The organism is Bdellovibrio sp. HCB209 (assembly GCF_047306065.1).
Taxonomy (GTDB): domain Bacteria; phylum Bdellovibrionota; class Bdellovibrionia; order Bdellovibrionales; family Bdellovibrionaceae; genus Bdellovibrio.
In genome coordinates, this window is the sequence record NZ_CP178618.1 from 1047814 (window position 1) to 1064940 (window position 17127).

The following is a 17127-nucleotide window of genomic DNA, read 5'->3' on the forward strand; positions in this document are numbered from 1 at the left end:
GAATGAACAGAATTGATCGTTATACATCTTGGCTTTTCTTTGGTTACTTCCTGGGTGGCTTGTTGGTCTTCCTCACTTTGTTCACTGCGGTGGATGCGATGTCGACAGTCGCCTCTTACAAAGACGTCAGCACGGCGACGATTTTTAGTTACTATCTCTATTCATTTCCCGACATCATTTCGAAGCTTCTTCCGGTTGCTTGTTTATTGGGCACGATTCTGACTTTGACGAACTTGAATAAGAACAACGAACTCGTTGCGTTATTTTCGGCGGGGATGAGTCTTTTGCGAGTATCGACGCCGGTTCTGATCTGGGTGATTCTGTTGTCCACGGCGGGTTACTTTATGACCGATCGCCTGGTTCCGCGCGCGAACACACAAAAGAACTACATCTTGTATTATGATCTTAAGAAAGAGCCGCATCGTTTTTCCACGGTGAAAACCAATAAGATTTGGTACCGCACGAAAGACTCCATTTTTAATATCAAAACGTTGAGTGCCAAGGGTGATAAGGCCCAAGGTTTGACGATGTATTTTTTTAGCGATGATTGGGATTTGGTCCAAATGATGACCGCGCGAGACGTGGAAATTCAAGGCAGTCAGTGGCTCTTAAATAACGGAACCGTGACCCTGTTCAGCAAGGATTCAAGCTTCCCTCTGACCACAGATTTTAAACAAAAAAGCATCGTGATGGCCGAGGACTCCAAAGATTTGCAGAGTGCCGGGCAAACCGCGGAAATGATGTCCCAGAGCGAGCTTAAGCACTTTATCAATAAAAACAAGGACGCGGGGCTTGATACCATTGCCTATGAGGTCGGTTATCAGTCCAAAATGAGCTTTGCTTTTGCGGGCTTGGTCATGTGCCTTTTGGGCCTGCCTTTCAGCGTCGGCCGTGCTCGTTCGGGTGGCACAATGATCAACCTGGGAATCTGTCTGGGCTTGGTTTTCGCCTATTACGTCCTCTATTCCTCTGGAATTACTTTGGGGCAGCATGGGACGGTACCTCCGGTGGTAGCCGCTTGGGCTCCTAATGTCCTGATGGCCGGATTGGCCTTGGTCCTTCTCAAAAGACTGAAACAGTGATACAATAGGGGCCACTTTGGAGGCCCTATGATCATGAAAATCCTCACTTTCCCTGACCCGAGACTTCGCGAGGTTGCAGACCCTGTGAAGCCTTCCGAGTTCGGTACGCCTGAGCTTAAAAAGCTTCAAGAGGACATGATTGAGACTATGTACGATGCTCATGGTATCGGCTTGGCAGCTCCACAAGTGGGTGAGTTGGTTCGTATGATTACGATCGACACTCGCCCGAAAGACGACAAAGGTCGCCGCTATAAAGATCAAGAAATGACAGATCTAGAAAAGCAAGTGGAGCAACCACTGGTTTTGATCAATCCAGAAATCATCAAGGGCGAAGGCAAAACAACTTTCGACGAAGGCTGCTTGTCAGTGCCTGGTTATTACGAAACTGTTGAGCGTTACGATTACATCGAAATGAAAGCCTATGATGTGAACGGCAAAGAGTTCATCGTGAAAACTGACGGCTTGCTTGCGATTTGCATGCAGCACGAGCTAGATCATCTTGAAGGTACTTTGTTCATCGATCACTTGAGCTTTGTGAAATCGAACAAGATCAAAAAACAAATTCAAAAACACGGCTATCCAACTCGCGAAGAGATGGAACGTGCTCGCAGCAAACAAGTTGAAGGCGAAGAGCGTGAGTAAAGTCCGCGTCTGCTTCCTGGGCACCCCAGAATTTGCTGTAACATCTTTGAAAGCCCTTCTCGCCGACGAACACTACGAAGTTGTCGGCGTTGTTACTCAGCCGGATCGCCCGGCAGGTCGTAAGATGCAACTGACACCGAGCCCGGTGAAAGTTCTGGCTCTTGAAAACGGTCTTAAAGTTCTAACTCCTGAATCCCTTAAAAAAGATCCCGCTGCTGTTGAAGAAATTCGCTCCTGGGGAGCAGAGGTCGGCATTGTTGTGGCGTTTGGACAAATCTTAACGGAAGACTTTATGTCGTCTTTCCGTTTTGGTTGCGTGAATGTGCACGGATCGATCTTGCCGCGTTGGCGTGGAGCTGCTCCGATTCAACGTGCGATTGAAGCGGGCGATGCAGAGTCCGGTGTGGCTTTGCAAAAGATGGTTAAAAAATTAGACGCCGGTGACATCATCGGTATTCGTAAAGTTGCGATCACTCCTGAAATGCATGCTCTGCAGTTGCATGATGTGCTGGCTGACTTGGGTGCAGATTTATTGCGAGTGGAATTGATGGATTATGTGCGCGGGAATTTGGCGCCGACTCCACAAGATGAATCGCAAGTGACCGTGGCTCCTAAAATCGACAAGGCAGAGTCCTTGGTTGATTGGACAAAATCTGCAAAATCCATCGATGGCAAAGTTCGTGGCTTCGTATACGGGCCGGGGACTTACACGATGCTTGAAGGTAAGAAACTAAAGCTGCATGTGGTTCGTCCTCTGCCAGCTTCGGGAAGTGCAAAGCCTGGTACAGTGACTGCGGTTGACGCGGATTCGTTCACTGTCGCAACGGGTGATGGATTATTAAAATTGCTTGAAGTTCAGCCTGAATCCCGTAATCGTATGAAAGTCGCAGACTTCCTTAAGGGTCATGCGCTTAAACCTGGAGATCACATTGGCTAAGATGGTTGCCCCTTCGATTTTGTCAGCAGACTTTGCAAACCTTGAAAAAGAGGTGAAAGCAATCGCCGCTGCCGGAGCTGACTGGGCCCATGTTGATGTGATGGACGGGCACTTTGTTCCAAATCTTACAATCGGTATCCCGGTTGTAAAAGCACTTAAAAAAGTATCTCCGATTCCACTCGATGTTCATTTGATGATCACGGAACCTGAAAAATACGTCGCTGAGTTTATCAAAGCGGGTGCGGATTATTTGACGATTCATGTGGAGTCGACCAAAGATCCAGCAACAGTTCTTCGTCAAATCACGGCGTTGGGGGCTAAGGCGGGGATTACTCTTCGCCCGGGAACTCCTGTTGAATCCGTAGTTCCGTTGTTGAATCTGTGTGATCTGGTTTTGGTGATGACTGTGGAGCCAGGTTTTGGTGGTCAATCTTTCATGCACGATCAAATCGCAAAGATCTCTGCTTTGCGTGCTGAAATCAAAAAACAAAACCTAAACTGTCTGATCGAAGTCGATGGTGGTATCAACGCTGAAACAGCAAAGCTCTGTCATGAAGCTGATGTGTTTGTGGCGGGTAGCTATGTGTTTGGTAAAGACTACGCGCAAGCGATTGCTTCTTTAAAATAGTTCGCAGCGATTTCTGTGACTGCGGTGAGTGGAGTAAAGTATGAGTGCTTCCGCGACGACAATTCCTTATAAAGATAAATCTAAATTCTATAATGAGCTTTGTTCCGAGGCTTCGGGCATCGCTGAAAAAGAATGGTTCGTGAATCTTGCGAACTTTGCTGCACTTTTAAAACAACATCTTCCTAAAATTAACTGGGTGGGTTTTTACCTGGCTCATAATGGTGAGTTGCTGCTGTCATCCTTTCAAGGTCTGCCTGCTTGCACGCGCATCGCTTTGGGTAAAGGTGTCTGCGGAACTGCGGCGCGCTCGATGGAAAGTATTATTGTTCCTGATGTCGATCAATTCCCAGGTCATATCGTGTGTGACAGCGCCTCTCGCTCTGAAATTGTTCTGCCATTGATTAAAGATGGAAATTTACTGGGAGTGTTGGATATCGACTCTCCCGTGCTTGCCAGATTCACCGAGGAAGATCGCGTGGGCTTACAAAAGCTCACTGAGATCCTTGTTACAAAATCTCAGTGGCCACAAAGTTTTACTTAGAAAAATCCTAAACCGTCGGTTTGTCTTTTTGAGCTTGTGCTAACCAGTACTCCAGCTTTTCTTTAAAGACTGCGACCTTGACGGGTTTGCTGAGCATGTCGTCCATGCCAGCTTCCAGGCAGATCTCGCGGTTGTCGTTTTCCGTATTGGCGGTCAGGGCAATGATCGGAATGCGGGACCCTGCGGATTCCTTTTTTCGAATGTCTCGAGTCGCATCAAATCCATCTTTCATAGGCATTTGGCAGTCCATCAAGATCAAACTGTATTTGCCCTCTTCGAATGCTTCGACGGCTTCTTGTCCGTCTTTGACGACTTGGCTGGTGTAATTGAGCTTCTTTAATAGAGCTTCGGTTAGAACTTGGTTCACGAAATTGTCTTCGACCACCAGAATGGGTAGGGACACTTTCGGTGTTGCAACCACCGGAACTGGCGTCACGCCAGCTAGCTCTGGAGCCGCTCCGATGCCTAAGTTAATTTCAAACCAAAATTCAGAGCCAATGCCAGGGGTGCTTATAACGCCGACGGCGCCACCCATGAGTGTGACGAATGATTTCACAATATAAAGTCCCAAACCGGTGCCACCATATTGTCGAGTCATTGACATGTCGGCTTGAGTGAAGGGCTGGAATAGTTTTTCTTGGACTTCTTCGGAAATCCCAATGCCTTGGTCTTTGATCACAAAACGAATGCGATGAGTGTGATCGAAGCGTTTTACTTCGCTAACGGTCAGGGAGATCGAACCCATATCGGAGAACTTCAATGCATTGCTAAGAAGATTGTTGAGGATTTGCTTAATGCGATCAGCGTCTCCGATGAAGGGTGCTTCCTCGGGAACGGAGTTCTCGAAATCTATCGGAATGCCTTTTTGTTTCGCAACGAAATGATGAAGGTTGTACACATCGTCCAAAATTTTCTTCAAGCTAAATGGACCTTCTGAAAGCTCCATTTTTTTTGCGTCGATTTTGGAAACATCCAGGACCTGATTGACGATGGCGAGAAGATTGCTGCCGGACTCAGTAATGAACGCGGCATACTTTCTTTGTTCTTCGTTTAAATTTGTATCATTCAAAAAGTGGGTCATTCCCAGAATGCCGTTTAATGGTGTCTTCATTTCGTGACTGATACTAGCGACAAAGTTGGATTTAACTCGTGCCGCCTCGATGGCCTTTTCCATGGCGGCATGGCTTTCCGCTCGAGATACGCCGAGATTGTATGTCATTTCATTAAAGGCATTCCCTAGGATTTCAAACTCATCACGAGTTTTCATGCTCACTTTGGCCTCTAGGTCGCCGGAACTAATTCTTTGGACCGTAGTAACGAGGCTTTTTAGCGGGTGTCCAAGTTTTTCTTGGAGAAGTCTCATCAATAAAAAAAGTTCCAGAATCAAACTTAGGCAACCAAAGATAAGAATGTATTTTGCTGAGTTGAAAGCGGCTGTGGAAATAAGCGATTTCGGATAAAGGGTAACCAGGTACCAATCGGGACCTTCGATTTTGCCCACAGCATAGAGATTTTCCGATCCCAAATCGAATATATGTCCCTTGTCCTCGGACTTGAAAGACAATTCTCGAGAGGCAGTTGAAAATATTTTCTCGATATAAGGATCAAAATCTTTAAGGTCAGAAACCTTGAGTAGGGCATGAGACTGTTTAATCTTTTCCTCAAGCTCTGGATGGGCGACCATATAGCCTTCCGAGTTGATGACGATATTCTTGGTGCCCTTGAGCTTGAACTTCATAATTCGATCAAGCATTTGTCCGACGAAGATGTCATTGCCGATAACACCCGTAAATTTATTGTTCACATAAATGGGAGTAGAGAGTGTGATCATCCATAGTTGCCAAGCTGGATCAAAATATGTCTTAGTCCAACGCGGTTGTCGGAGAGGATTTTCTTGGGGGGATACGCCCTTCATCCATACTTGATCGAGATTCTTAAAGTTGCCGGGAATCTTGGAAGAGTAGCCAACTTCCTCTTCTAGTAGAACGCCCAAAGAGCCATTGGCATCAGCCACCCAGCAATCGGAGAAAGTGGCCGTGCTTAAAAAGCATTCTCTGTCTAGGAAGTCATACATAATGACAGATCGTTCAATCGTCTCTGCATCCAATTTTGTAAAGTCGGGAAGAAAATAGCTGGGATGAATCTTATTGTTGATTTCGTCGCGTTCTCTGATGGCCCCATCAGGGAACTTAGTAAATAGTTGTTTGAATCTGTCTTCACTTCTAGGTAATCCACTTTTTAGTTGCCACTCTAAACGTTGGGCCAAGATCTGTTGGTTTTTCGTAGCTAAACGGAATACCTGGCTTTCGCGGTCACTGCGAACTTCAATATATTTTTCCAGATTTTCGCTAACCAAAGATGTGACGATTGAAGAAATGTGCAAGTAACTTAAGAATGTCGCGAGGGCGGTAATAATGAGAAGCCAGAAAGCCAACGTGAGGGTGATCTTTTCCGATATCTTACGATACTTTTTCTTTTTATCCATTGTCTTCATTGCAGCCTGCTGTGTGATTTATGTAAATGCGAAAGAGTTTGCTTTTTGATGCTTGCTGTTTGACAGAAAAAACCGAGAGCCCGAAGGCTCCCGGTTTGTATCACGTGTGAGGAACCAGGACATTTAGAACTCGATAAGGTCGTTCAACGCATTTCGAGTTGCTGTGATAGTTACGGCTTTAAAACCTCCCGCTCCGGCTGCAACGTACAACGTGCCGGTATATTGTAGAGCTGTAGTTAAGACGTTTGAGTAGTAAAGATTGTTAGCTGAAACTGGCGTACTGAAGGCAAAGTAACCCAAGTAGCTGACCGTGATGTTTTGGCAAGCCGTTGTTGATGCACCAGCGGCCTTCAAGAAATTGTACACGCGGATACCAGCTTCACCCGATGCTGTGAAGATCATGCCTGGACCGAAGACCGCAGCATTTGTCACAGTTTGTGTTGGGTCAGCCAAACCAAGGGATGCATAGTTCGCATATTGGTAAGCAGCTTGAGATGCTGCGATTTTCATATCGGAAGCGCAAACCACATTGAATCCACCGTCGCCAGTTGTAACTAGCAAGAACTCACCAGTGGAGCCAGCAACTACTGTTGCTTTGGAGTGAGCAATCGAGGCACCTGTCAGAGCTCTCGTAGCAACAAGAGCTCCCGATGTATCGTAAGATGTCACTGCTGTATTAGTCGTACCAGATACAACATAGTACTTGTTATTTACGGAGCTAAACGCCACGCCGCGAGCATCAGTAACAGAGACGCTTGGTCCAACGTTCGCCAATGTAGATGCATTCATCACTGATACACCACCAGCATCACCTGTTGTTACTGCTAAGTTTGTTCCGGCAGCATTATAGGCAACGCCAGTTCCCGCAAAACTTGAAAGAAGTGTATCTGACGTCCCCAGTGTATGGCCTAAAAGACCGTAGGTACCTTGACGTAGAATCGAGCCAACACCATCTTTCGCGCCAACAATCGAGAAGTTCCCGTTGTTCATAGCAACAGAGTTCACATCGGTATCAGCTAAATAAGATGAGCTTAAAAGAAGCGGCAAGGCGATTGTCGTCACGTCGACGTAGTCAATCCAACCCTTATCAACCGCACCCGGCACATTATATGTGGTGATAACTTTAGTGCCTGCGACCTTAAGGTCGGAAGCATAAAGCTGTGTGCCGCCCGTATTAGTAGTCGCAGGAGGGGCGATGGACAGTGCGAGTGAAATGGAAAGCACTGACGCCTGTGACGATATTGCATTTGGGTCGTATTCAAACGTCGTATTAGAAGGATCTTCTACGAATACAGCAGATCCTGCTGTGCTAAATCGTTCATTGAGGCTTGCTGCTGTGTTGCTACCACTAGAACATCCAGTAAGTAGCAAACCCGTTACACCGAAAGCCAATACATTTTTTATCTTCATTACGTTCATCATTTTCATAACTCCTGCGTTTACGATGAACTTATCGGCAGCACTTTAACTAGAATTTGTTACAACCAGTACATCTGTGTGTAATGCGAGAGTCTTCTGTATAATCATCCCGTCACGAGAAAAAATCTGTCTCGATGAATCAAATTCATCCAATTAAATTCAAGTTTAGTTGATGGTTTCACCAAATCTCAAGAATCCTTGAAACCTACGCGGGGCCTGGATTACGGAAGAACTCCAAAAGACTCTGCGGAGCATTGTCTCCAAAAAGAATCTGATGCATGCGAATCGCTTCTTTAGCTTCTGCTGAACTGCGAATAAAAAGATCTTTTTCATAGGCTTGCAGGGCGGCTTCGATATTATCCGGATTTGCTGCGATCGCTTTGCCTAACTCGGCACCATCGTACATCGCAAGATTGGCCCCTTCTCCTGAAGGCACCATTAGATGAGCGGCATCTCCTAGGAGCGTGACGCCGGGGATGCGCTCCCATTTGATTTCAGCCGGAAGGGTATGAAGGGGGCGTGCTACGGGAGTGGTTTCTCCTTTGGTTATAAGGGTAGTGAGTTCTGGCGCCCATCCAGAAAACTCAGCCGCTATACGAGAGAGAGCTGCATCCTTATTCGAGAGATCCATTTCGGCAAACCATTCTGTTGGCTTATTTAAAGCAATATAGGTGTGTAGAGAACCATCGGGCTCGCGGTGAGCTAAGATACCTTTGCCTGGAGCTGTCACAAAAAGAGAGCCAGCACCGACAGCCTCAGCGCTGGTTTGATAGTGAGTGTCTGCTTCATGCAGATATGTCTCTATAAATGTCGTACCTGTGTATGTCGGTTTGTCTTGGCAAAGGAGACTGCGCACTTTTGACCATGCTCCATCGGCGCCGATTAATAGTCTTGTCGTGATTGTGGTTCCGTTGGTGAAGGTGGCGGAGTGCTGGCCACCGCCGAGCGACGTGACTGTGGCAACCTTATGTCCCCAGCGAATGTTTTCTGCGGGAATAGATTCCAATAAGATACGACGAAGTTCTCCACGTCGGACTTCGGGGCGACCTCCAGTGCCGTCATCTGTATCGGCATGGAGGACTTTACCGTCTTTGTCTAAAACGCGAGAGGCCTGGGCGCCGTGAAAAATGATTTCTTGGAATTTGTCATGAAGGCCTGCCACCTTTAAAGCGATTTGCCCATTGTGATCATGGATATCAAGCATGCCGCCTTGGCTGCGGGCCATCGGGGATGCTTCGGCCTCATAGACGATGGCAGCGATACCATTCATATGAAGCACGCGAGCTAATACCAGGCCACCGAGACCTGCGCCGATGATTGTGATTGGAGTAAGGTTTGATTGATTCATAGAGATCTCCCTTAAGTAAGACCAGTATATAAGACCCTGCTAAAATATTATAGTGACTTAAAAATTTTACTGACTAAAATTATAGGGAGTGCTTTAAATTTGATTTGAGCCACAGGAGTGTCTGACTTTGGGATTGAGAGAAGAGAAGAAAAAGAAAACTCGTAAAGCTATATCTGACATGGCGACGAAACTTTTTATCGAGCGAGGCTACCTGAATGTCACGACGGCCGAGATTGCTGAACGGGCAGAGGTGTCGGTGCCAACGCTGTTTAATTATTTTCCGACTAAGGAATCTTTGGTATTTGATGATGATGCTGAGCAAGAGCAGCAATTGGTGGATTCAGTTAAGAACCGCAAGAAAGGGCATTCAGTTTATGAAGCACTTTTGGATACGGGTATTTCTCATTTGGATTCTTTAAAGGACGAGGAACGCAAAGGTTTTAAGTCTTTCATGAAGTTGATTGAAGACACTCCTGAATTGAATCTTTATTCCAAACAGATGTGGTTACGGCACGAAGCGGCCTTGGCGGAGGCCCTTCGTAAGGAATCAAAGCAAAAGCTTAGCTCCATCGAGGCGGGAGCTATCGCGCGATTTGTGTTAGATTCGTATCATCGCTCGTTGGGAGCTACGAATCCTAAGGCTGCCTTGCGAGCTCTCTTTGATATTCTAAAAAGTGGTTGGAAAGGGTAAAGCTACAGAGGCAGATCTCTTGGGGGAATTCTGCCGTCTTCCAGATAAACCATCACGTAATTTTCGGTGACAGCTTTCAGCGCACTTTTCACACGGCGAGAAATCGCAGGCACGAGCATAGAGTAAGCAATATCCATGTCCACGAATTTAAAATCGCGAACATTTTTAAGTGATGATTGAATAGATTGGGCTTGGTGCTCGCTTAGATCGATGGCTCCAAACAAGAAGCTCAAGTACTCACCTTTGACATCTTTGTTCGGAGTGTAGTCGATCGCCAAGACGTGAGTCGGGGTGATGGAGATTCCGAGGTTTTCCTTCACATCGCGAATGAGGCCTTCCATAGGTGATTCTTCGGCTTCAACAGTTCCGCCTGGCAAAATCCATCCTGAAGCATATGTCGGTTGTACAAGGAGTGCCTGGTTTTTATAAAACAACAATACTCCCGTATTAATGCGTTTGCCGGGGAGTGATTCATAATATTCTTTGTCGTCTCTAAAGGCGGGTCTAGCCATGGGGTCTCCTTGACCTTGTTCACGGGTGATTCCAGAATTGTAGAGCAAGTGTTTTTATTTTTGGTGTTACAAAAGGAGAAGATTATGAAAAAAATGTGGCTCGTTCTTGCACTGTTCCTAGGATTCTCGGGAACTGCTCACGCAGGAATCATGATTGAACCATATTTGGGTTATGAAATGGGATCGCACACGGATACCAATCCAACAGCTAAAACGGAATTGGTTAATATGGGTGCACGTATCGCGTGGACGGCTCCTGCGTTGTTGTGGTTGGGTATTGACTACAATTTGGGCGTGAGTGGTAAATATAAACCAGATGGTCAAACGAATTCAGACGGAAAACGTAACACTTTGTACGGTGTGATCGGTGTGGATCTTCCAATTCTTCTAAGAGGTTGGGTTGGTTACGGTTTGATGAGCGAAATCAAGTTTGATAGCCCATCGGATTCAACATTCAAAGGCAAGCCAGTTAAAGTGGGTGTGGGCTTCACAGGTCTTCCATTCATTTCTTTGAACTTCGAATACATCATGGAAAACTTGGATAAAATTGAGTACAGCGGTAGTACAAACAACGATCCAGGCAAAATGGACTCGTATATGTTCTCAGTTTCCTTGCCTCTAGAGTTCTAATTTCGTTCTCACAATTTAAGACTCGAAAAGCCGGTTCAAAGCCGGCTTTTTTATTTGATTGGGCAGGGCGTTATATATAGGATCGGGGCCTCTCAGAAACGACTGAATTAGGAGTCCCCCGCCATGCAATTGACTGGTGAAAATATCACGATTGAAAACTTGTACCAAGCTGCTCACACACCTTCTATGAAAGTGACGTTGGCAGACTCTGCTCGCGCTGAAATGAAAAAGTCCCGCGACTATATCGAAGGCCGCATTTCTGGTGGCGAAGTGATGTATGGTGTGAACACAGGCTTTGGCGCCTTCTCTTCAGTTCGTATCTCTGATGCTGAAATCGAACAACTTCAAAGAAATCTAATTCGCTCACACTGCATGGGTGTCGGCGCGCCTTTCACTAAAACTGAAACACGCGCAATGATGATCTTGCGTGCGAATGCTTTGGCTAAAGGCCATAGCGGTATTCGTCCAACAGTTGTTGATAAAATTTTGGAATTTTTGAATAACGACATCATCCCAGTAGTTCCATCTCAAGGTTCGGTGGGTGCATCCGGTGACTTGGCTCCTCTTTCACACTTGGCTCTAACGATCATCGGTGAGGGCGAAGCGTGGGGCAGTGATAACAAACCTGTTCACGTTAAAGAACTTTTGGAAAAGAAAAAAATCACAGCTCTTGAATTGAAAGCAAAAGAAGGTCTTTCAATGATCAATGGTTGTCAGGTGATGACATCTATCGGTTTGCTTTCTTTGTGGGAAGCACGTCGCCTTTTGTGGATGGCAGACCTTGCAGGTGCGATGACTTTGGAAGGCATGAGAGGTTCACGTAAGCCTTTCGATCCATTGATTCAAGCCAGCCGTCCTCACGCCGGTGAAGGTAAAACAGGTCGCAATCTTATCAAGCTTATGGGCGAGATGAGTGAAATCGGTGAAGCGCATTTGATGGAATATCAAGATCACCGTGTTCAAGATGCTTACTCTCTTCGTTGTATGCCAGCGGTTCATGGTGCTGCGAAAGACGGTATTCGCTATGCGGTAAAGGTTTTGGAAACTGAAGCGAACTCTTCCACAGACAATCCATTGGTATTTGCTGATGCGAACAAAGTGCTTTCTTGCGGTAATTTCCACGGGATGCCAGTAGCGCACGCGATGGATTTCGCGGGTATCGTTGTTTCTTCGCAAGCAAGTATTTCTGAATGCCGTATTTCTAAATTGATTTCGACTCAGATGAGTGACCTTCCACCATTCTTGACACCAAACGGTGGTTTGAATTCAGGTCACATGATCGTGCAAGTCGCGGCGGCTTCTTTGGTCTCCGAAAATAAAGTTTTGGCACATCCAGCATCTGTGGATTCAATCCCAACATCTGCTGAAAAAGAGGACCACGTTTCCATGGGAACTATTGCAGCAAGAAAATTTGCACAAATCCTAAGAAACGCAGAACATGTGGTTGCGATGGAGTTGCTATCTGGAGCTCAAGCGATTGATCTGATTGCGCCATTAAAACCAACGGCAGCAGTTAAAGCAGTCCACGATCACATCAGAAAAACAGTTCCGTTCGCTAAAGAAGATCGCATCTTCCACAAAGACGTTGAAGCTATCAAAGCGATGATGGTCTCTGGTGAGTTGATGAGCGTCGTAGAAAAAACAGTCGGCCCACTAGAGTGGTAGTCGGCAGGAAGCATAGGAGATTGCAGATGAAAGCGTTAATGAGTTTTGTATTGATGAGTTTCTTGGTTGTCCCTGCGTTTGCTAAAAAAACGATTTGGGTGACAGGCACAGGCAGTGCTTCAGGTTCTTGCAAAGGTGGAGACTCTTTCTGCCCACGCAATCTTCAATCACGTGCGGAAGGTTCAGCTAAAAGCAACGCGAACATGGCATGTACGATGAAACAAGGCGTGTCTGTTGGATTGCCTTCGTGCTCGTCTCACTGCTCTCCAGGTTATATTTCTCCGGGGAATAGCGCATGGGTTCGTTGTGATGCAAATTGCCGTTTGTCTTGCCGAGTTGACGATAAAGTTTTCGGCATAGGTCTTCAGCCAGATGGATTCTATGAAGGGTCTGACGAAGAAGAAATTTACTAATTAGTTAAAAAAAGCGACCCTCTCGGGTCGCTTTTAGTTTTAGCATAAGTCAGCACTAAAGTTTAAAGCCGGGACTAGAAACCGCCGCCTTTAGACTCACACACGATTTCGATGTTTGGCTTAATTTTTGTGTATGCGTAAATCGTCAATCTGCCGTTATCAGCCAAGATTTTTTTCAAAGGAACTTGTTGATTCGTTTTGTTGAAAATAACAACTGGTTTGTCGTCTACTACGAATAAAGTGAAGTTTTCATCGCCAGATGATTGACCTGAATAAACCGACTCAGTAAACGCGACAGCGTTGTCATCGAAAACATGCTTAACGTCTTCATTATAGAAACCCATACAAGCTACATCTGCTGGAGCGTCAGCATGAGCAAAAGATCCAAGACCAAGCATTGAGATAAGAATAAGCATTTTCATATTAACTCCTTATATTTTTAGAATATCGCTACAGGAGTATTTGTAACATTAGCGCAGAGAGTTTCCGAGCGACCAATCCTGACGGAGATCTCTTCGTGGTTTCAGCTAGTTATCTCGTGCCCCCATTAAGGGGGACGGTATGCCGCGACCTTGAAGCGTGCCTTCAAGTTTTGCGCGGTACAGTTTCATCAAAGGCTCTTTCGCGGCGTCACCTTCAATAACTCCGATAGCTTCCGCAATGGCTTGTAACGTGGCCATGCCCTCTGCCGTGGTTTCGGCACGCATGTGCACTGGCGACTGATTCGGAGTTTTGATCATCACGCGGGGGACATCCTTCAATTCGTGATGGCGATAATGGACTTTGCTGGCTTGGCGCCAATTTCCATCGGGCACAATTAATTGAATGGGGCGGGGATCCTCGGCGACGAAATCTGGCGTCAATTCTCTGGCATCATCTGATGGGTAAAACATGACGGTGCGATATTGGGGTGTCAGCAAATCACTTAAGTCCAAAGCGTTCTGATCGGCTCCGCGAATGCGCATTTCGCTATTCACCAGGGCTTCAATCGCAAGTCTACCGGTGTTCGTGGTGCGCTTAAGCTCCTTGGCGTGAACGACCAGGCAGAGGCGCGTTTTCAAGGTCAGTTTGGGAATAAACGCACAGACGCAGCGGCTTTTATTTAAAAAGCACACGGGGCAAGGGTCTTTTGTCTTTCTTTTGCGTTCCAGAGCCATGGGCGCACTATTGATGCAGAGTGCTCTATTGTCAACCCGGACGGGCTTTGTTAGGTTTGAAACCTTGAATTTCAAAGGAGAGAGCACATGTCTCGCGTCGTTAAAGCGCCTACGGGTAACAAGATGGTTTGTAAAGGTTGGCTGCAAGAAGCTGCCTACAGGATGATTCAAAACAATTTGGATCCTTCTATCGCAGAACATCCGGAAAATCTTGTCGTGTACGGTGGTATCGGTAAAGCAGCTCGTAACTGGGAATGCTTCGATAAAATTTTGGAAGCTTTGAAAGAGCTAGAAAACGACGAAACTCTTTTGGTTCAATCCGGTAAACCTATCGGTATCTTGAAAACTCACGAAGACGCTCCACGCGTTTTGTTGGCGAACTCGAACCTTGTTCCTAAGTGGTCTACTTGGGAAGTCTTCAATGAGTTGGATAAAAAAGGTTTGATGATGTACGGCCAAATGACGGCGGGTTCTTGGATCTATATCGGAACTCAAGGGATCATCCAAGGAACTTACGAATCTTTCGTTGAAGCTGGTCGTCAGTACTTCAATGGTGATTTGAAAGGCCGCGTGATTTTGACAGCGGGCTTGGGCGGCATGGGTGGAGCACAACCTCTAGCAGGTGTGTTTGCCGGTGCTTGTGTGCTTGCGGTTGAAATCGATCCAACTCGTATTCAAAAACGTCTTGAAACAAAATACATCGACGAAGTTGCGACAGATCTTGATGATGCTATCGCTCGTATCAAAAAATACACAGCAGCTGGCGAGGCTAAATCTGTGGCTCTTCAAGGCAACATGGCGACAGTTATTCATCAATTGATCGACAAAGGTTTTACGCCTGATCTTTTGACAGACCAAACTTCTGCGCATGACCCATTGGTGGGTTATATCCCAGAGGGTTACACTGTTGAGACAGCAAAAACTTTCCGTGAAAAAGATCAAACAGCTTATTTGAAAGCCGCTTATGATTCGATGGCAAAACACGTTCGTGGAATGCTTGCGATGAAAGATAAAGGCGCTGTGACTTTCGATTACGGTAATAACTTGCGTGCACGTGCTCAAGAAGCGGGTGTTGAAAATGCATTCGATTACCCAGGATTTGTTCCAGCTTTCATCCGTCCACTTTTCTGTAAAGGTTCAGGTCCGTTCCGTTGGGTAGCACTATCTGGTGACCCAGCAGATATCAAAGTGACTGACGATGCGATGAGAAAGCTTTTCCCTCACAAAAAAGATCTTTTGCGTTGGTTGGATATGGCTGAAGAACGTATTGCGTTCCAAGGTTTGCCAGCACGTATCTGCTGGTTGGAATACGGCGAGCGCGCGAAAGCGGGCGCAATGTTGAATCAACTTGTGGCAGAGGGCAAAGTGAAGGCTCCGATCGTTATCGGTCGTGACCACCTCGACTGCGGTTCTGTGGCTTCTCCAAATCGTGAAACTGAAGCGATGAAAGATGGATCTGATGCTGTTAGTGACTGGGCATTGTTAAATGCAATGGTGAACACTGCGTGCGGAGCTACTTGGGTGAGCTTACATCACGGTGGTGGAGTCGGTATGGGTTACAGCCAACATGCGGGGCAGGTGATCGTAGCCGATGGTACTGAAAAGGCCGCAAAACGACTTGAGCGAGTGTTAACTGCCGATCCAGCAATGGGTGTATTTAGACATTTGGACGCAGGTTATGAACTAGCAAAACAAACTGCGCAAGAGCGTGGTGTGAACAGTTGCTGGTTGTAGTTTCATAACTAGAAACATAATACTCAGAAATCATGTGACTTAACTGTTACTTAACTGGCCGAAGTGGTGAAACACTTCGGCCTTTTTTCTCACATTAGCTCTGTCTCCGGTTGATAAATTCTCTCTCAGTCGACGGTTGCTTAATCTCAGCTAAATCGTATTTGCATTCTTGTGCCATAGGGCAGACCATTAATTGATATTTCAAATAATGGAGGTCTTCTATGATGTCTCACAAGATCGTTTTCGGTTCTCTTTTCGCGACACTTTCGTTAGCACCTTTAAGTTTCGCAAACGCTCAAGCTAAAGGCGCGCCAGATGTTGTGCGAGTCGGTAACTTGAAATTCGCGCACTACGGTGCCGTTAGTTACATGCAAGAATATTGCGGTAAATATAATTTAAAAGTTCAAGAGCGCGTTTTCGCAAAAGGTATCGACATCATGCCAGCGATTATCGCAGGTGAAGTTGACGTTGCAGCAAGTGCTGCCGATGCTGCAATCGCAGGTCGCGCTTCTAAAGTTCCAGTTTACGCAGTTGCCGGTTTTGCTGAAGGTGGCGCGCGTATCGTTGCTGGTAAAGATTCAAAAATTAAATCAATCAAAGAATTCAAAGGTAAAAAAGTAGGCGTAGCTCGCGGTGGTGCTCAAGAGTTGTTGCTTTTGGCAGAGCTTGCAAAGAACGGCCTTACTTGGTCCGATAAACCAGGTAAAGACGTGCAAATCGTTTACATGGCTTTCGCGGATTTGAACCAAGCATTGGCTGCAAAACAAATCGATGCGATGGCACAGAGTGAGCCGCAATCTTCTCAAGCGATCAACAAAGGTTGGGGTGTTGAGTTGATGAAGCCTTACGATACTGAGATGGGTATGCCAATCCGTACATTGATCATGACTGAGAAAATGTACAACACGAAAAAACCAGTGGCAGAGAGATTCATGAAGTGCTTCGTAGAAGTAACTCAACTTTTCATGGATAAACCTGATGTCGCTGAAAAATTCGTTGTAGAAAAAATGTTCAAAGGTCAAATCACGAATCAAGACTTTAAAGATGCTATCGGCAACTCTCCGTATGCATATCACTTAACAGCAGAGCATATTCAAATCACGACAGACTTTATGCAAAAATACGGCGTGGGCCGTATGGAAGTTCCGCCTAAAGCAACTGACTGGGTTAAATTGGATTTGCTAGAAGACGCTAAAAAATCTTTGGGCGTTGTTGAGAAAAAGTAGGGGATTGA

The 17127-nt window shown here is 46.1% G+C and carries 17 protein-coding genes; 11 read left to right on the top strand and 6 right to left on the bottom strand.

Annotated features, from left to right (window positions below):
- Positions 1-2: 2 nt before the first annotated feature.
- From lptG to ACLVWP_RS05145, 5 genes are read left to right on the top strand one after another with little or no spacing between them, the layout of a single operon-like run.
- Complete coding sequence (lptG, locus tag ACLVWP_RS05125; protein ID WP_413560467.1) at positions 3-1082, top strand: LPS export ABC transporter permease LptG; 1080 nt, start codon at positions 3-5, stop codon at positions 1080-1082.
- Positions 1083-1109: 27 nt separating this feature from the next.
- A complete protein-coding gene (gene def / locus ACLVWP_RS05130; protein WP_413560468.1) occupies positions 1110-1724 on the top strand; it encodes a peptide deformylase in 615 nt (204 codons plus the stop codon).
- Positions 1717-2661: a methionyl-tRNA formyltransferase gene (fmt, locus tag ACLVWP_RS05135; RefSeq protein ID WP_413560469.1), complete on the top strand. Its 945-nt coding sequence runs from the start codon at positions 1717-1719 to the stop codon at positions 2659-2661. Before def ends, fmt begins: the two co-directional genes overlap by 8 nt.
- A gap of 1 nt (position 2662) precedes the next feature.
- Positions 2663-3289, top strand: a complete 627-nt coding sequence (gene rpe / locus ACLVWP_RS05140) for a ribulose-phosphate 3-epimerase (RefSeq protein ID WP_413561566.1) — start codon at positions 2663-2665, stop codon at positions 3287-3289.
- A gap of 40 nt (positions 3290-3329) precedes the next feature.
- The gene (locus tag ACLVWP_RS05145; RefSeq protein ID WP_413560470.1) at positions 3330-3830 is read left to right on the top strand and encodes a GAF domain-containing protein; all 501 of its coding nucleotides are present in this window, start codon (positions 3330-3332) and stop codon (positions 3828-3830) included.
- 7 nt (positions 3831-3837) lie between these two features.
- Here the strand turns inward: ACLVWP_RS05145 and ACLVWP_RS05150 are convergent, their stop codons facing one another.
- The 3 genes from ACLVWP_RS05150 to ACLVWP_RS05160 all read right to left on the bottom strand — a co-directional run bounded on the left by ACLVWP_RS05150 (position 3838) and on the right by ACLVWP_RS05160 (position 9091).
- On the bottom strand, positions 3838-6324 hold the full coding sequence (locus ACLVWP_RS05150; RefSeq protein ID WP_413560471.1) for an ATP-binding protein: 2487 nt from the start codon (positions 6322-6324) through the stop codon (positions 3838-3840).
- 123 nt (positions 6325-6447) lie between these two features.
- The gene (locus ACLVWP_RS05155; protein ID WP_413560472.1) at positions 6448-7746 is read right to left on the bottom strand and encodes a hypothetical protein; all 1299 of its coding nucleotides are present in this window, start codon (positions 7744-7746) and stop codon (positions 6448-6450) included.
- A gap of 202 nt (positions 7747-7948) precedes the next feature.
- Complete coding sequence (locus tag ACLVWP_RS05160; RefSeq protein ID WP_413560473.1) at positions 7949-9091, bottom strand: FAD-dependent oxidoreductase; 1143 nt, start codon at positions 9089-9091, stop codon at positions 7949-7951.
- A gap of 127 nt (positions 9092-9218) precedes the next feature.
- Here ACLVWP_RS05160 and ACLVWP_RS05165 point away from each other — a divergent pair, with 127 nt between their 5' ends.
- Positions 9219-9782, top strand: a complete 564-nt coding sequence (locus ACLVWP_RS05165; protein WP_413560474.1) for a TetR/AcrR family transcriptional regulator — start codon at positions 9219-9221, stop codon at positions 9780-9782.
- Between the two features lie 2 nt (positions 9783-9784).
- Here the strand turns inward: ACLVWP_RS05165 and ACLVWP_RS05170 are convergent, their stop codons facing one another.
- Complete coding sequence (locus ACLVWP_RS05170; RefSeq protein ID WP_413560475.1) at positions 9785-10294, bottom strand: NUDIX domain-containing protein; 510 nt, start codon at positions 10292-10294, stop codon at positions 9785-9787.
- Positions 10295-10378: 84 nt separating this feature from the next.
- On the opposite strand from ACLVWP_RS05170, the gene ACLVWP_RS05175 reads away from it, so the two are divergent.
- The 3 genes from ACLVWP_RS05175 (at position 10379) to ACLVWP_RS05185 (ending at position 13002) form a co-directional block, all read left to right on the top strand.
- Positions 10379-10924, top strand: a complete 546-nt coding sequence (locus ACLVWP_RS05175; RefSeq protein ID WP_413560476.1) for a hypothetical protein — start codon at positions 10379-10381, stop codon at positions 10922-10924.
- 123 nt (positions 10925-11047) lie between these two features.
- Complete coding sequence (gene hutH / locus ACLVWP_RS05180) at positions 11048-12589, top strand: histidine ammonia-lyase (RefSeq protein WP_413560477.1); 1542 nt, start codon at positions 11048-11050, stop codon at positions 12587-12589.
- 26 nt (positions 12590-12615) lie between these two features.
- Positions 12616-13002, top strand: coding sequence for a hypothetical protein (locus ACLVWP_RS05185; RefSeq protein WP_413560478.1), 387 nt, complete (start codon positions 12616-12618; stop codon positions 13000-13002).
- 74 nt (positions 13003-13076) lie between these two features.
- Here the strand turns inward: ACLVWP_RS05185 and ACLVWP_RS05190 are convergent, their stop codons facing one another.
- Positions 13077-13424, bottom strand: coding sequence for a hypothetical protein (locus ACLVWP_RS05190; RefSeq protein ID WP_413560479.1), 348 nt, complete (start codon positions 13422-13424; stop codon positions 13077-13079).
- 105 nt (positions 13425-13529) lie between these two features.
- The gene (locus ACLVWP_RS05195; protein WP_413560480.1) at positions 13530-14159 is read right to left on the bottom strand and encodes a tRNA-uridine aminocarboxypropyltransferase; all 630 of its coding nucleotides are present in this window, start codon (positions 14157-14159) and stop codon (positions 13530-13532) included.
- Between the two features lie 87 nt (positions 14160-14246).
- Between ACLVWP_RS05195 and hutU the strand changes: the two genes are divergently transcribed.
- Both hutU and ACLVWP_RS05205 read left to right on the top strand, forming a co-directional pair.
- The gene (gene hutU, locus ACLVWP_RS05200) at positions 14247-15893 is read left to right on the top strand and encodes a urocanate hydratase (protein WP_413560481.1); all 1647 of its coding nucleotides are present in this window, start codon (positions 14247-14249) and stop codon (positions 15891-15893) included.
- 221 nt (positions 15894-16114) lie between these two features.
- Entirely contained in the window at positions 16115-17119 is a 1005-nt protein-coding gene (locus ACLVWP_RS05205; protein ID WP_413560482.1) for an ABC transporter substrate-binding protein, read from the top strand.
- The last annotated feature ends 8 nt before the right edge of the window (positions 17120-17127 follow it).

Excerpts from the sequence above, each read along its gene's own strand:
- lptG (WP_413560467.1), top strand. The coding sequence starts at position 3 with ATGAACAGAATTGATCGTTATACATCTTGGCTTTTCTTTGGTTACTTC.
- def (WP_413560468.1), top strand. The coding sequence starts at position 1,110 with ATGATCATGAAAATCCTCACTTTCCCTGACCCGAGACTTCGCGAGGTT.
- rpe (WP_413561566.1), top strand. The coding sequence starts at position 2,663 with ATGGTTGCCCCTTCGATTTTGTCAGCAGACTTTGCAAACCTTGAAAAA.
- ACLVWP_RS05145 (WP_413560470.1), top strand. The coding sequence starts at position 3,330 with ATGAGTGCTTCCGCGACGACAATTCCTTATAAAGATAAATCTAAATTC.
- ACLVWP_RS05150 (WP_413560471.1), bottom strand. The coding sequence starts at position 6,324 with ATGAAGACAATGGATAAAAAGAAAAAGTATCGTAAGATATCGGAAAAG.
- ACLVWP_RS05155 (WP_413560472.1), bottom strand. The coding sequence starts at position 7,746 with ATGATGAACGTAATGAAGATAAAAAATGTATTGGCTTTCGGTGTAACG.
- ACLVWP_RS05160 (WP_413560473.1), bottom strand. The coding sequence starts at position 9,091 with ATGAATCAATCAAACCTTACTCCAATCACAATCATCGGCGCAGGTCTC.
- ACLVWP_RS05170 (WP_413560475.1), bottom strand. The coding sequence starts at position 10,294 with ATGGCTAGACCCGCCTTTAGAGACGACAAAGAATATTATGAATCACTC.
- ACLVWP_RS05175 (WP_413560476.1), top strand. The coding sequence starts at position 10,379 with ATGAAAAAAATGTGGCTCGTTCTTGCACTGTTCCTAGGATTCTCGGGA.
- hutH (WP_413560477.1), top strand. The coding sequence starts at position 11,048 with ATGCAATTGACTGGTGAAAATATCACGATTGAAAACTTGTACCAAGCT.
- ACLVWP_RS05185 (WP_413560478.1), top strand. The coding sequence starts at position 12,616 with ATGAAAGCGTTAATGAGTTTTGTATTGATGAGTTTCTTGGTTGTCCCT.
- ACLVWP_RS05190 (WP_413560479.1), bottom strand. The coding sequence starts at position 13,424 with ATGAAAATGCTTATTCTTATCTCAATGCTTGGTCTTGGATCTTTTGCT.
- ACLVWP_RS05195 (WP_413560480.1), bottom strand. The coding sequence starts at position 14,159 with ATGGCTCTGGAACGCAAAAGAAAGACAAAAGACCCTTGCCCCGTGTGC.
- hutU (WP_413560481.1), top strand. The coding sequence starts at position 14,247 with ATGTCTCGCGTCGTTAAAGCGCCTACGGGTAACAAGATGGTTTGTAAA.
- ACLVWP_RS05205 (WP_413560482.1), top strand. The coding sequence starts at position 16,115 with ATGATGTCTCACAAGATCGTTTTCGGTTCTCTTTTCGCGACACTTTCG.